Below are 14,253 nucleotides of genomic sequence, written 5' to 3'. Positions count from 1 at the left end.
TGATATTGAAGTCACCTACAACTAAGCACCTTTGTGAGCACAAGCCCACACATGAAGCATCTCTAAACCAAGTGTTGCACCTGCTAAAGCCGTGATTTCAGCGCTATCGTAAGCAGGAGCAACTTCCACAACATCCATACCTACGATATTCATACCACGTAGACCACGAACAATTTTCATCGCTTTGTCGCTGGTTAAGCCGCCACATACTGGCGTGCCGGTACCTGGAGCATAGGCTGGATCTAGGCAGTCGATATCAAAAGTTACATAGAGTGGCATATCGCCAACACGCTCTTTAATTTGTTTAACAATCTCATCGGCTGTCAATTCATTCGCCGTTGCTGCATCGATCACCTTAAACAGATGATTGCGCTGATCATACTCAGTACGAATACCCACTTGAACTGAATGAGAAGCATCGATAATGCCTTCATTTGGCGCGTGAAAGAACATGGTTCCATGATCGTATTTACTGCCCTGACTATAAGTATCAGTATGTGCATCAAAATGTAAAAGAGCCATTTTACCATGCTTCTTGTAGTGAGCCCTTAACAAAGGCAAGGTCACAAAATGATCGCCCCCCAAACTCAACATCGCCTTACCCGATTCGACAACTGCGGTCGCGAACGCTTCTACTCTTTGAGTAAAATCCGCAGAATCACCACAGTTATAAACCAAGTCTCCCGCATCAACAATTTTAAGATGCTCGCTTAATTTAAAATCCCATGGCCAGCGAACGTCTTCCCAAGCTAAATTAACCGATGCTTGACGTATAGCCCCCGGCCCCATACGACCACCTGAACGCCCCGTCGTTGCCATATCAAACGGTAACCCAATAACCACAACGTCGGCATCGCTGTCCAGAGGTTTAAAATCCAGTGGTTGTCTTAAATAACCAAATGCATTGGAAAAAAGCGAATAATCAGGCTTATCTGCAATCGTGGTCATACTTGTTCCATATCAGAGTAATAGTTCAACAGGAGCTAATTGTTCGCAAGCCAGCTCTCTGTATTGAGTAATGTATAGATTATCTTTGTTGTTCAACGCTAAACGGCATTGAGCTAATGGGACTGAACTACCCATTCCACCAGCAGGCAAATGCGCGTTAAACCCTATCACATCCCAGCTACCAGGGTTAAATATATTTAACATGAAGGAGAATATATTAAACACCCGTTGGATGTCAGCAAGATTGGTTTCAATACTGACATAAGAAGTGGGCTCCTGAGGCGTAATGTGCATTGTTATATAGTCATCTTGATAGATGCCATTAATGGAGTAACCGCAGGGGCTAAATAACCAATCATCGAACTTAAACTGAGGCAACAATGAGTCTAACTGCAGTTGAGTCAAAATATGGCTCTTATGCTGTTGTTCACTTAGCAGATAGTCAGCCAAGCCGCCTTTTATATGGTACATCTGTAACGCACTGAATCGCTGCAGTGATGGCAATGGTTCGCTATAAAATAGGTAGTGATGGTGACCATCTAAATGACCGACCCGATAGGCGTGGCCATCTATATATTGCTTTAATCTTATGACATCGTCTTCGAAACGACTCGTCTGCAGATGAGCGTAAAGCTCACTTTTGCGTTGATAACTAAACCATTTTAAATGATTTACACCAACAGATTCTAGGATCTGCACACTGGTATCAATGAGGCTTGTGTTACCGCAGGTGATGAGCAAAATCTTATTTTTCCAGACAAACAGACTAGATTCACTTAATACGTATGCGTCGCAGCAATCGTTAGATGTTGTTGAAAGTACCGATGCACCAGCCTTAGCTAAAGCTGTTTTCCAAAACAGATCGCCAAGCTCACGTAGATTGGATGTAAACTCATCAACAACAATCTCAATACGTTTCTCTGCACCTTCAAAAAACATCGATGAATGTCACTCCTGTATCATCAGACGGTTTAAAGCCAGCTTTGAGGCTACTCAAAGCTGGCTTTTATCACTTTACTCTAAAACAGATCACCCTTTAGGAAAAATCTTCTAAGTAAGTATAACCCTTCAAACCCACCTGAAGTTCTTCAAGGATGTTAGCACGCTCATCTTCCTGAATATGTAAATTAACCAACTCTTCATACGTTCGCATAAATGATACTGCATCTAGGTTGACGTAACGCAGCACATCAGCCACCGTATCGCCAGCGAGAACGGATTCAATGTTCACCAAGCCATCGTCATCTAAACGCACGACCGCTGAGTTAGTATCACCAAAGAGGTTATGCATATCACCCAATATCTCTTGGTAAGCACCTACGAGGAAAAAGCCGATTAGATAAGGGCTTTCCGCGCTCCATGCAGGCACTGGCAAGGTCGTTTCGATACCTTGACCATCAACATATTGATCGACAATACCGTCAGAATCGCAGGTAATATCTAACATCACCGCGCGACGCTCGGGCTCCTTGTCTAAACCACTGAGTGGCATGACAGGGAATACTTGATCGATCCCCCAGGCATCAGGTAATGACTGGAACAAGGAGAAATTGACGAAAAACTTGTCCGCAAGCTTCTCATTAAGCTCATCTATGATAGGGCGATGGAATCGATACTTACCACTCATCACACCTTTTAACTCATAACACACACGCAGGTTCATCTGCTCAGCCCAGGCTCTATCGTTCAAGCTCATCTGGCCCAAAGCAAAAAGTGAATGAACTTCCGCTAAGTCACTTTGTACATCATGATAAATTTCGATTAGCGCACGCTGATCGGCTCTCGCGCTTACTTCAGTCCAAGACTGCCACATGTTTTGAAGTTGCTGTGGTGCTTCTTCACTTGGCGCATCGATATCTTCAGATTTGTAGGCTTCGGTACCGATAACATCGGTAATCAACACGGCGTGATGCGCCGTTAAATAGCGACCCGATTCCGAGATCAGTCTGGGCATGGGCTGCTCATGCTCAGTACACATGTCACGTAAAACGCTGACGATGTTATTGGCGTACTCAGTTAAACCATAGTTCATCGAATTACTGCTTTGACTACGTGTCCCATCATAATCGACAGCCAAACCACCGCCCACATCAAAACACTTGACGTTAGCACCCAGTTTTTGTAATTCACAGTAGAAGCGACCCGCTTCACTTACGCCACTACGAATATCGCGAATATTGGCAATTTGAGAACCCAAGTGAAAATGCAATAATTGCAAACAATCTAGCATTTGCTGCTCTTTGAGCGAGTCGATTACATTCAACACTTGCGCCGCAGATAGCCCAAACTTAGACTTTTCACCGCCGCTCGCTTGCCACTTGCCTTTGCCCTGGAATGCCAAGCGCACACGCAAGCCAAGACGTGGCGTTACGCCAAGCTTCTTGGCTTCTTCAAGCACCACTTTTAGCTCAGATAGCTTTTCTAGCACTATGTAGACGCTGTGCCCTAGCTTTTCGCCAATCAAGGCAAGACGAATATACTCAACATCTTTATAGCCGTTACAGATGATCACTGAGCTAGCTTTTTGCGCCATAGCAAGTACCGCCATAAGTTCAGGCTTACTTCCCGCCTCTAAACCTAACTGGGGTACTTCTTTAGAGACTTGACTCGCCAAAATCTCTTCAACAACAGTTTGCTGCTGATTAACCTTAATTGGATACACAAGTAGATAATCGGATTGATAATCGTACTTTTGAATCGCTTGATTAAACGCATTACAGAGGCTGTTAACTCTATGATGCAAGATCTGTGGAAATCGTACTAGTACTGGTAAAGCCACGCCAGACTTAACCATATCTTTTGCTAGTTCATTTAAACCAATACTGTACTCAGGATGACTCGGATCGGGGGACACCGTCACCTCACCGGCCTCACTTATGCCATAGAGCCCAGAGCTCCAGTAATTTACGTTATATCCAGCATAAGCATCTTTAATAGACCAATTACTCATATTCTCTCAACCTGTCTATTTACATTTATATTCAGCAAGCTAAATGCTTACCAACACATGAATGTTATCCAATATCACGCCTTATCTAATACATAAGCCACAATATCAACACCATTTTTGGGTGTCAGCTATCGAAGTTAGTCCTCCGAGTCCCCGTCATTTTATCGCCTCAATTTAGCAAATGAGTTAGTAAAAAAAGGCGCGCAATTAAACCCTTGAAATTACCTAATTGCAAGCATGAATAACACATTAATAGATTACGATCTGTATTGCACATTTTCCGACAAAGATATCCGAGTTTTTCTGTCAATGATCGTTATGATTTTATTCAATTAAAAAAAAACGCTTTAAACCAGTTGGAGCTACAGCATCTTAACCAAAATTCCACTATAATCCGCTGTCGAAGTTGTTAGTCAATACCATAGAGAATCCCATGATTGAGATAGGAAAATCCTGTACCCTCGAGATCGTTAAGCAAGTCGATTTTGGTGTGTACCTTAATGCCCATGAATTAGGCCAAGTATTATTACCAAGAAAGGTCGCGCCAAAACAGTTTGAAATTGGCGATAATGTAGAGGTATTTCTCTATCTTGATTCTGAAGATAAGGTGATTGCCACCACCAAGATCCCTAAAGTTCAAGTGGGCCAATTTGCCTATCTTAAATGCATTGCAACGGGTCCATTTGGTGCGTTTCTCGATTGGGGACTCGATAAAGATCTATTCTTACCCTTCGGTGAGCAGCACAAAGAGATTGAAGTCGGTCGTTCGTATTTAGTCTATGTCGATGTTAACCATGCCGACGAGCGTATTGTCGCCTCTTCTAAAGTCGATAAGTTTTTAGACAAAACGCCGCCGCCATATCGTAATGGCCAAGAAGTGAGTCTGATCATTGGCGGCACTACAGATCTCGGCTATAAAGCCATTGTTGATAATAGTCACTGGGGCGTTATCTATAAAAATGAAGTGTTTCGCGATCTGCGTTTTGGCCAACGAGTAAAAGGATTCGTTAAACGTGTCAGAAGTGACGATAAGATAGATCTCGTGCTTCAACGCGGTGCAAAAGAGGAACTTGATAAGCATGCCAATACGATTATTATCAAGCTAAAGCAAGCGGGCGGATTTTTGCCTCTTACCGACAAAACCGATGCAGAAGTGATCTATGCTGAACTGGCTATGAGTAAAAAAGCCTTTAAGAAAAGCATTGGTGGCCTGTATAAACTACAGAAAATCACTATCGAACAAGATGGTATTCGATTAGTTGAAGAGTAATAGCCAAAGCTGTTAGTTGAAAAACTGGGCAGTTACTAGTCAGTAGCCCACTGACTTTGTCGATTGCCTTTGCATAGAAGCATAGCTCTGTTATAACAAGCTATGCTTTTTTTATGCGGATACTTTTACTGAAATGAAACTTACCTCTCACGAAGCACGTGTTATCGGTTGTCTGTTAGAAAAAGAGAGAACCACACCAGAACAATATCCCCTTTCGCTTAACGGTTTAACCTTAGCCTGCAATCAAAAATCCAGCCGAGAGCCTGTGGTTAATTACACCGAATCGGAGGTACAAGCGACGATCGACTCTCTCAACAAAAAGCGACTCATTTCAGAACAAAGCGGTTTTGGTTCCCGTGTCGTAAAATACAAACATCGATTCTGCAACACTGAATTCAGCGCATTGCAGTTGAGTTCCGCACAGGTAGCCATTATCTGCTTGCTACTACTACGGGGAGCGCAAACACCAGGGGAATTGCGAACTCGCAGTAATCGCCTTCACGCCTTTAGCGATGTCACCGAAGTTGAACATGCACTCACGGCATTGTCTGAGATGACAGAACCTTTGGTACGCCAGCTGCCAAGAGAACCCGGAAAAAGAGAGTGTCGTTTTATTGAGCTATTGAGTGAAACTTCGGAGCAAATCCAAACGGAAACACCATCGCTAAATAGCGCTACTGGGCATGAACAGCCACAAGATTCACTTACCGAAAGGGTAAATCGACTCGAACAAGAGGTTGCAGAACTAAAACAATTGGTCTCTACACTAACGAGTAACATTTAGAGACAATCTGACATGCACTGCTGCAACTTATACAAATAACAAGTGTTAAGCTAGCCCTATTAATTTCAAAAAAGGGATTTATCATTGAAAACCGTTACCCCTCGAAGTTCACTCTCGGGCGCGATATTATTAGCCAAGTTTGAACTCAAAAAAATCTTATTCAGCACTAGAGGATTAGTCGCACTTGCGGCCTTCGCTTTAGTTTGGTTTTTAATCCTTTGGTACCCCGTAAAACACGCCTCAGTCTATCTGTTTTCGCCAGATTTTAAGCAATTACTCAGTGCGTTATTTGGTGAATCTTCCGTCAGTGAGTTGTTCTCATGGAAAGTCGCGGAGATGGCTATTTTATGGGTGGCAGCGCTTTATCTGTTTCCGTTATTTAGTATTTTTGTGACTGCCGATCAGTTTGCATCGGACAAAACTCGTGGTACTTTTCGCTTTCTCACGCTCAGAGCCAACCGAGATACGCTGTTTTTTGGCCGCGTCGCCGGCTATCTGTTTATTCAAGCGATATTATTAGCCTTTACCCTATTCGCCACACTGTTGTTAATCGCCTACAGAGATCCCAACTTACTGCCTTCAGCCGTGGGATCATCACTGTTTATTTTCGTTAACATCATGATTGTCCTCCTACCCTACACGGCGTTAATGGCAATATTGTCGCTATATGCAAATTCGGCACGTCAAGCAACGATATACGCCATCTTACTACTTGCCGGAATATCCATAGTTAATGGCATTATTAACTACTACCTCCCCAGTTTAAGCGCTGTTTTACAGTGGATAGTACCCGGTGCCCAGCTATCAATGATGATCAATACCCATGGTTTTAGCAGCCTACCCATTGCCGCCATTCCATTGATTCAAGCAGCAATATTGCTGTTATTAGGACGTACCTACATGGCGAGGATTGCAATATGAATATCATCAGTTGTCAAAATGTCAGCAAATCATATGGCAGTAAACAAGCGCTAAACCAAGTGAGTTTTGATATTGTTCCAGGTCAGGCCGTCGCGCTCGTTGGCCCTAATGGGGCAGGTAAAACGACATTATTCTCTTTATTATGTGGTTATATCGCACCAACAGAGGGTGAGATAACGATCTTGGGACATCGACCAGGAAGTACTCCCCTATTAGGAAAAGTCTCCGCACTGCCACAAGATGCCCGTCTCGATCCCAATTTAACCGTACAAGCCCAGTTGATCCTATTTGCGCAATTACAAGGATTTGACACTCAAGGTGCTAAGGCTGAATGTCAACGTGTACTCGACCTAGTGGGTCTTAGTGAAACGGCAAACCAAAAGCCTCTGTCGCTGAGTCATGGAATGAGTAAACGAATCTCAATAGCACAAGCATTAATAGGCTCACCACAACTGGTATTGTTAGATGAGCCCACTGCGGGACTAGATCCCGCTAATGCTAAAGCGATCAGAGAGCTCGTCCGCTCTCACTCAAATGAAACCACCTTTGTAATTAGTTCGCATAATCTCGATGAACTCGAAAAACTATGTGACAAGGTGCTTTACCTAGACAAAGGCATGCTTAATCAATCGGTATCAATACAGGACAATCAAGCGGACGATTACTTAACCTTAGTGATGCAGCAGTGCGATAGTGCCCATCTTATGGAAACACTATCGCAATGGCCACAAGTCAAAAACGTAAAAGCAGCTCAATATAATGAGTTTGTTGTACATTATAATTTAGCTAAAAGTTTTGAGTTTGAAATGGCATTACTCGAACTGTTCTCGGTGCAAGGTTGGACTTATAGAACGATACAACGTGGGCGAACATTAGAAGAGAAACTCTTTTCAAAATAAAGTGGCTAGCAATCACGGTTTGATTGCTGATATCGATAATTTTAGGCGATGCCATTAGTACCAATGAGTATAAGAAAGTGATCTACTCAGCGTGTTTTTTGGCAACTAATCCAAGGCGAATGAACGATGGAATAGTTGCTCCCTTGTGAGACCATTCAACGCAGAAGTAGGAAGCCAAAAACACGCCTAACAGGCGAGTTTTAGCGCTTTCGATGCTGTATTAACGAGTTTGACCGTAGAACAACTATGCTCTTCACTCGTTGCAATCAACAGGGATGTTGTGAATGCCCTTAATGCAGGAGCAATTAAGGGCCTTGCCTCATAAGCGCTAAATTCTCGCTTAGCGATCATATCTTTATACTGATTGGTATAATTGGTATTACTTCCCCATGTTCGAGTGGTCATTTCAAAAGCTGTTAAACGAAAAAATCCCCAACACAAAGTGCTGGGGATTTATCGACTCTCTTACGAGAAGTGTTAGGCGCCTGGAAATGGTCAGCTTCGAGCTAGCTCTCCGCGTTCAGCTCCAGCATCAAGCTGCGCTTGATAAGCGCAGACGCTTCACCCTACTCTACATGGGTTTGAGCCTCACTACATTCGGACTATTTACTTCCCCATCTTCGAGTCGTCATTTCAAACCGGTTAAACGAAAAAATCCCCAACACAAAGTGCTGGGGATTTATCGACTCTCTTTCGAGAAGTGTTAGGCGTCTGGAAATGGTCAGCTTCGAGCTAGCTCTCCGCGTTCAGCTCCAGCATCAAGCTGCGCTTGATAAGCGCAGACGCTTCACCCTACTCTACATGGGTTTGAGCCTCACTACATTCGGACTATTTACTTCCCCATCTTCGAGTCGTCATTTCAAACCGGTTAAACGAAAAATCCCCAACACAAAGTGCTGGGGATTTATCGACTCTCTTTCGAGAATAATTAGGCGCCTGGAAATGACCTACTCTCACATGGGGAGACCCCACACTACCATCGGCGCGATTGCGTTTCACTTCTGAGTTCGGGATGGGATCAGGTGGTGCCACAATGCTATGGTTTCCAGACAAAATTGGAAATTTAGAAAGCTGTTCCCGCCTAAGCAGGAAGTTTTAAAATTGAGTCACACTAAATCAAGTGGCTGTATTCTTTCGCTAAGTATTCACTTAGTTAGAAACCCTTTTGGGTTGTATGGTTAAGCCTCACGGGTCATTAGTACAAGTTAGCTCAACGCCTCACAACGCTTACACACCTTGCCTATCAACGTAGTAGTCTCCTACGGCCCTTTAGAGAGCTTAAAGCTCTAGGGATGACTCATCTTAGGGCTCGCTTCCCGCTTAGATGCTTTCAGCGGTTATCGATTCCGAACGTAGCTACCGGGCAATGCCATTGGCATGACAACCCGAACACCAGCGGTTCGTCCACTCCGGTCCTCTCGTACTAGGAGCAGCTCCCTTCAATCATCCAACGCCCACGGCAGATAGGGACCGAACTGTCTCACGACGTTCTGAACCCAGCTCGCGTACCACTTTAAATGGCGAACAGCCATACCCTTGGGACCGACTTCAGCCCCAGGATGTGATGAGCCGACATCGAGGTGCCAAACACCGCCGTCGATATGAACTCTTGGGCGGTATCAGCCTGTTATCCCCGGAGTACCTTTTATCCGTTGAGCGATGGCCCTTCCATTCAGAACCACCGGATCACTATGACCTACTTTCGTACCTGCTCGACGTGTATGTCTCGCAGTTAAGCTGGCTTATGCCATTGCACTAACCGTACGATGTCCGACCGTACTTAGCCAACCTTCGTGCTCCTCCGTTACTCTTTGGGAGGAGACCGCCCCAGTCAAACTACCCACCAGGCACTGTCCTCAACCCCGATTCAGGGGCCAGAGTTAGAACATCAACACTACAAGGGTGGTATTTCAAGGTTGACTCCAACAAGACTGGCGTCTCATCTTCAAAGTCTCCCACCTATCCTACACATGTAGGGTCAATGTTCAGTGCCAAGCTATAGTAAAGGTTCACGGGGTCTTTCCGTCTAGCCGCGGGTATACGGCATCTTCACCGCAATTTCAACTTCACTGAGTCTCGGCTGGAGACAGCGTGGCCATCATTACGCCATTCGTGCAGGTCGGAACTTACCCGACAAGGAATTTCGCTACCTTAGGACCGTTATAGTTACGGCCGCCGTTTACCGGGGCTTCGATCATGAGCTTCTCCGAAGATAACCCAATCAATTAACCTTCCGGCACCGGGCAGGCGTCACACCGTATACTTCCTCTTGCGAGTTTGCACAGTGCTGTGTTTTTGATAAACAGTTGCAGCCACCTGGTATCTGCGACTCCCGTCAGCTTAAAGAGCAAGTCTCATCACCAACAGGAGCGTACCTTCTCCCGAAGTTACGGTACCATTTTGCCTAGTTCCTTCAGCCGAGTTCTCTCAAGCGCCTTGGTATTCTCTACCCAACCACCTGTGTCGGTTTGGGGTACGATTCCTGCTAACCTGAAGCTTAGAAGATTTTCCTGGAAGCATGGCATCAACTACTTCAGTTCCGTAGAACCTCGTCGTCAACTCTCAGTGTATGTGCACCCGGATTTGCCTAAGTGCACCACCTACTGCCTTAAACGCGGACAACCAACGCCGCGCTAGCCTAGCCTTCTCCGTCTCTCCATCGCAGTTAGCAAAAGTACAGGAATATTAACCTGTTTCCCATCGACTACGCCTTTCGGCCTCGCCTTAGGGGTCGACTCACCCTGCCCTGATTAACATTGGACAGGAACCCTTGGTCTTTCGGCGAGGGGGTTTTTCACCCCCTTTATCGTTACTCATGTCAGCATTCGCACTTCTGATACCTCCAGCGTGGGTTACCCCTTCACCTTCAACGGCTTACAGAACGCTCCTCTACCGCACTAGCGCAAGCGCTAGTACCCATAGCTTCGGTGTATTGCTTAGCCCCGTTAAATCTTCCGCGCAGGCCGACTCGACTAGTGAGCTATTACGCTTTCTTTAAATGATGGCTGCTTCTAAGCCAACATCCTAGCTGTCTAAGCCTTCCCACATCGTTTCCCACTTAGCAATAACTTTGGGACCTTAGCTGATGGTCTGGGTTGTTTCCCTTTTCACGACGGACGTTAGCACCCGCCGTGTGTCTCCCGAGTAGTACTCATTGGTATTCGGAGTTTGCAAAGGGTTGGTAAGTCGGGATGACCCCCTAGCCTTAACAGTGCTCTACCCCCAATGGTATTCGCTCGAGGCGCTACCTAAATAGCTTTCGAGGAGAACCAGATATCTCCCGGTTTGATTGGCCTTTCACCCCCAGCCACAAGTCATCACCGCATTTTTCAACATACGTGTGTTCGGTCCTCCAGTTGATGTTACTCAACCTTCAACCTGCCCATGGCTAGATCACCGGGTTTCGGGTCTACACCTTGCAACTAAACGCGCAGTTAACACTCGGTTTCCCTACGGCTCCGCTATTCGCTTAACCTCGCTACAAAATGTAAGTCGCTGACCCATTATACAAAAGGTACGCAGTCACGGTCTCAAGAACCGCTCCCACTGCTTGTACGTATACGGTTTCAGGTTCTATTTCACTCCCCTCACAGGGGTTCTTTTCGCCTTTCCCTCACGGTACTGGTTCACTATCGGTCAGTCAGGAGTATTTAGCCTTGGAGGATGGTCCCCCCATGTTCAGACAAGATGTCACGTGTCCCGTCCTACTCGTTTTCACGTAAAGTTAGTTTTCATGTACGGGGCTATCACCCTGTGCCGCTGTGCTTTCCAACACATTCCACTAACACCCTCTACGCTTAAGGGCTAATCCCCGTTCGCTCGCCGCTACTAGGGGAATCTCGGTTGATTTCTTTTCCTGAGGGTACTTAGATGTTTCAGTTCCCCTCGTTCGCCTCACAACACTATGTATTCATGTTGTGATACTAGCTTATGCTAGTGGGTTTCCCCATTCGGACATCGTTAGCTCAAATGCTTGTTACTAGCTCGCCAACGCTTTTCGCAAGTTACTACGTCCTTCATCGCCTCTGACTGCCAAGGCATCCACCGTATACGCTTAGTCACTTAACCATACAACCCAAATGAGTTTCACAAGGAAACAAACTTTATCAAGCGGGTAAGCTTGATGTTGTATCGCAACTAATGGTGTTTACTTTCGCCAAAAGAATACTCATGAATCATCATCCTAATTAAAGGGAATGATTCGGCACTTGATTTAAGTGTTTGAGAACTCAATTTTAATTTTCGCGTCAATGCTACAAATAATTACGTACAAGTACGTCATTATCCCTTTCACATTAACACTATCAGCTTTCCAAATTTTTAAAGAGCGGGCTTAAAAAAGCCAAAGATAAATTTTTCATTTATCTTTGGCATCTCTATCCATGTGCAAGTAAATGGTGGAGCTATGCGGGATCGAACCGCAGACCTCCTGCGTGCAAGGCAGGCGCTCTCCCAGCTGAGCTATAGCCCCATTTACATGCAGTCAAACAAATATATCGAATGCCAAATAATTTTGGCGAAGCCAAATCGAGTTTAGTCAAGGTAACTTGTTGCGACGTTTAGTTCACTAAACGAGTAACAAGTTAACGTAGAGTAAACGAAGATTTGGTGGGTCAGAGTGGACTTGAACCACCGACCTCACCCTTATCAGGGGTGCGCTCTAACCAGCTGAGCTACAGACCCATTCTTTTTGGTTATTTAATTCTAACTGAATCAAATCCCTCAAAAATTATCTTTCGATATTTTGCTCTTTCTTTCTATCAAGTAATCTGTGTGAACACTCAACAAACATTAAGTTAGTCGTATAGGTAAGGAGGTGATCCAGCCCCAGGTTCCCCTAGGGCTACCTTGTTACGACTTCACCCCAGTCATGAACCACACCGTGGTAAACGCCCTCCCGAAGGTTAAGCTATCTACTTCTGGTGCAGCCCACTCCCATGGTGTGACGGGCGGTGTGTACAAGGCCCGGGAACGTATTCACCGTGGCATTCTGATCCACGATTACTAGCGATTCCGACTTCATGGAGTCGAGTTGCAGACTCCAATCCGGACTACGACAAGCTTTGTGAGATTAGCTCCACCTCGCGGCTTTGCAACCCTCTGTACTTGCCATTGTAGCACGTGTGTAGCCCTACTCGTAAGGGCCATGATGACTTGACGTCGTCCCCACCTTCCTCCGGTTTATCACCGGCAGTCTCCCTAAAGTTCCCACCATTACGTGCTGGCAAATAAGGATAAGGGTTGCGCTCGTTGCGGGACTTAACCCAACATTTCACAACACGAGCTGACGACAGCCATGCAGCACCTGTCTCAGAGCTCCCGAAGGCACCAATCCATCTCTGGAAAGTTCTCTGGATGTCAAGAGTAGGTAAGGTTCTTCGCGTTGCATCGAATTAAACCACATGCTCCACCGCTTGTGCGGGCCCCCGTCAATTCATTTGAGTTTTAACCTTGCGGCCGTACTCCCCAGGCGGTCTACTTAATGCGTTAGCTTGAGAACCCAGTGTTCAAGACACCAAATTCCGAGTAGACATCGTTTACGGCGTGGACTACCAGGGTATCTAATCCTGTTTGCTCCCCACGCTTTCGTACATGAGCGTCAGTCTTTGTCCAGGGGGCCGCCTTCGCCACCGGTATTCCTTCAGATCTCTACGCATTTCACCGCTACACCTGAAATTCTACCCCCCTCTACAAGACTCTAGTCTGCCAGTTCGAAATGCAGTTCCCAGGTTGAGCCCGGGGCTTTCACATCTCGCTTAACAAACCGCCTGCGTACGCTTTACGCCCAGTAATTCCGATTAACGCTTGGACCCCTCGTATTACCGCGGCTGCTGGCACGAAGTTAGCCGGTCCTTCTTCTGCGAGTAACGTCACACCTAAACGCTATTAACGCTTAAGCTTTCCTCCTCGCTGAAAGTGCTTTACAACCCGAAGGCCTTCTTCACACACGCGGCATGGCTGCATCAGGCTTGCGCCCATTGTGCAATATTCCCCACTGCTGCCTCCCGTAGGAGTCTGGGCCGTGTCTCAGTCCCAGTGTGGCTGATCATCCTCTCAGAACAGCTAGGGATCGTCGCCTTGGTGAGCCATTACCTCACCAACTAGCTAATCCCACCTAGGTACATCCAATCGCAGAAGGCCCGAAGGTCCCCTCTTTTCCCCCGTAGGGCGTATGCGGTATTAGCAGTCGTTTCCAACTGTTATCCCCCTCGACTGGGCAGTTCCCTAGGCATTACTCACCCGTCCGCCGCTCGTCAGCAAATTAGCAAGCTAATTCCTGTTACCGCTCGACTTGCATGTGTTAGGCCTGCCGCCAGCGTTCAATCTGAGCCATGATCAAACTCTTCAATTAAAGTTTTGTTGAAGCTTAAAGCTTCGGCTCAATGAATTCTGATTCCACATTAAAGACTCGGAAGAATCTCTAACATGTTGTACATATTGCTATGAACACTCATCTTACATTGAGTAAAATTTTTGATTG

At 45.8% G+C, this 14,253-nt stretch carries 8 protein-coding genes, 2 tRNA genes and 3 rRNA genes; 4 read left to right on the top strand and 9 right to left on the bottom strand.

Going from position 1 to position 14,253, the window contains the following annotated elements:
• Nucleotides 1–21: 21 nt before the first annotated feature.
• The 3 genes from speB to speA all read right to left on the bottom strand — a co-directional run bounded on the left by speB (nt 22) and on the right by speA (nt 3,898).
• Entirely contained in the window at nt 22–948 is a 927-nt protein-coding gene (gene speB, locus K0I73_RS07600; RefSeq protein ID WP_220063874.1) for an agmatinase, read from the bottom strand.
• Nucleotides 949–960: 12 nt separating this feature from the next.
• Nucleotides 961–1,887, bottom strand: a complete 927-nt coding sequence (locus K0I73_RS07595; protein ID WP_220063873.1) for an adenosylmethionine decarboxylase — start codon at nt 1,885–1,887, stop codon at nt 961–963.
• Between the two features lie 97 nt (nt 1,888–1,984).
• A complete protein-coding gene (gene speA / locus K0I73_RS07590; protein WP_220063872.1) occupies nt 1,985–3,898 on the bottom strand; it encodes a biosynthetic arginine decarboxylase in 1,914 nt (637 codons plus the stop codon).
• A gap of 433 nt (nt 3,899–4,331) precedes the next feature.
• On the opposite strand from speA, the gene K0I73_RS07585 reads away from it, so the two are divergent.
• The 4 genes from K0I73_RS07585 to K0I73_RS07570 all read left to right on the top strand — a co-directional run bounded on the left by K0I73_RS07585 (nt 4,332) and on the right by K0I73_RS07570 (nt 7,772).
• On the top strand, nt 4,332–5,168 hold the full coding sequence (locus K0I73_RS07585) for a CvfB family protein (RefSeq protein ID WP_220063871.1): 837 nt from the start codon (nt 4,332–4,334) through the stop codon (nt 5,166–5,168).
• A gap of 133 nt (nt 5,169–5,301) precedes the next feature.
• A complete protein-coding gene (locus tag K0I73_RS07580; RefSeq protein WP_220063870.1) occupies nt 5,302–5,952 on the top strand; it encodes a YceH family protein in 651 nt (216 codons plus the stop codon).
• A gap of 84 nt (nt 5,953–6,036) precedes the next feature.
• Complete coding sequence (locus K0I73_RS07575; protein WP_220063869.1) at nt 6,037–6,873, top strand: ABC transporter permease subunit; 837 nt, start codon at nt 6,037–6,039, stop codon at nt 6,871–6,873.
• A complete protein-coding gene (locus K0I73_RS07570; protein ID WP_220063868.1) occupies nt 6,870–7,772 on the top strand; it encodes an ABC transporter ATP-binding protein in 903 nt (300 codons plus the stop codon). The genes K0I73_RS07575 and K0I73_RS07570 overlap by 4 nt, the downstream gene beginning before the upstream one ends.
• A gap of 186 nt (nt 7,773–7,958) precedes the next feature.
• Here the strand turns inward: K0I73_RS07570 and K0I73_RS07565 are convergent, their stop codons facing one another.
• From K0I73_RS07565 to K0I73_RS07540, 6 genes are all read right to left on the bottom strand, one after another.
• On the bottom strand, nt 7,959–8,177 hold the full coding sequence (locus K0I73_RS07565) for a hypothetical protein (protein WP_220063867.1): 219 nt from the start codon (nt 8,175–8,177) through the stop codon (nt 7,959–7,961).
• A gap of 529 nt (nt 8,178–8,706) precedes the next feature.
• A 5S ribosomal RNA gene (gene rrf / locus K0I73_RS07560) occupies nt 8,707–8,822 on the bottom strand.
• 124 nt (nt 8,823–8,946) lie between these two features.
• A 23S ribosomal RNA gene (locus tag K0I73_RS07555) occupies nt 8,947–11,840 on the bottom strand.
• Nucleotides 11,841–12,167: 327 nt separating this feature from the next.
• Nucleotides 12,168–12,243, bottom strand: a tRNA-Ala gene (locus K0I73_RS07550).
• A 135-nt stretch (nt 12,244–12,378) separates the two neighbouring features.
• Nucleotides 12,379–12,455, bottom strand: a tRNA-Ile gene (locus K0I73_RS07545).
• Nucleotides 12,456–12,581: 126 nt separating this feature from the next.
• Nucleotides 12,582–14,124: ribosomal RNA gene (locus tag K0I73_RS07540) — 16S ribosomal RNA — on the bottom strand.
• The 16S, 23S and 5S rRNA genes sit together here with 2 tRNA genes alongside, the layout of an rRNA operon.
• Nucleotides 14,125–14,253 lie beyond the last annotated feature (129 nt).

The organism is Shewanella mesophila, assembly GCF_019457515.1.
GTDB classification, from domain to species: domain Bacteria; phylum Pseudomonadota; class Gammaproteobacteria; order Enterobacterales; family Shewanellaceae; genus Shewanella; species Shewanella mesophila.
This window is presented reverse-complemented; position numbering and strand designations above follow the sequence as displayed.

Excerpts from the sequence above, each read along its gene's own strand:
- speB (WP_220063874.1), bottom strand. The coding sequence starts at position 948 with ATGACCACGATTGCAGATAAGCCTGATTATTCGCTTTTTTCCAATGCA.
- K0I73_RS07595 (WP_220063873.1), bottom strand. The coding sequence starts at position 1,887 with ATGTTTTTTGAAGGTGCAGAGAAACGTATTGAGATTGTTGTTGATGAG.
- speA (WP_220063872.1), bottom strand. The coding sequence starts at position 3,898 with ATGAGTAATTGGTCTATTAAAGATGCTTATGCTGGATATAACGTAAAT.
- K0I73_RS07585 (WP_220063871.1), top strand. The coding sequence starts at position 4,332 with ATGATTGAGATAGGAAAATCCTGTACCCTCGAGATCGTTAAGCAAGTC.
- K0I73_RS07580 (WP_220063870.1), top strand. The coding sequence starts at position 5,302 with ATGAAACTTACCTCTCACGAAGCACGTGTTATCGGTTGTCTGTTAGAA.
- K0I73_RS07570 (WP_220063868.1), top strand. The coding sequence starts at position 6,870 with ATGAATATCATCAGTTGTCAAAATGTCAGCAAATCATATGGCAGTAAA.
- K0I73_RS07565 (WP_220063867.1), bottom strand. The coding sequence starts at position 8,177 with ATGACCACTCGAACATGGGGAAGTAATACCAATTATACCAATCAGTAT.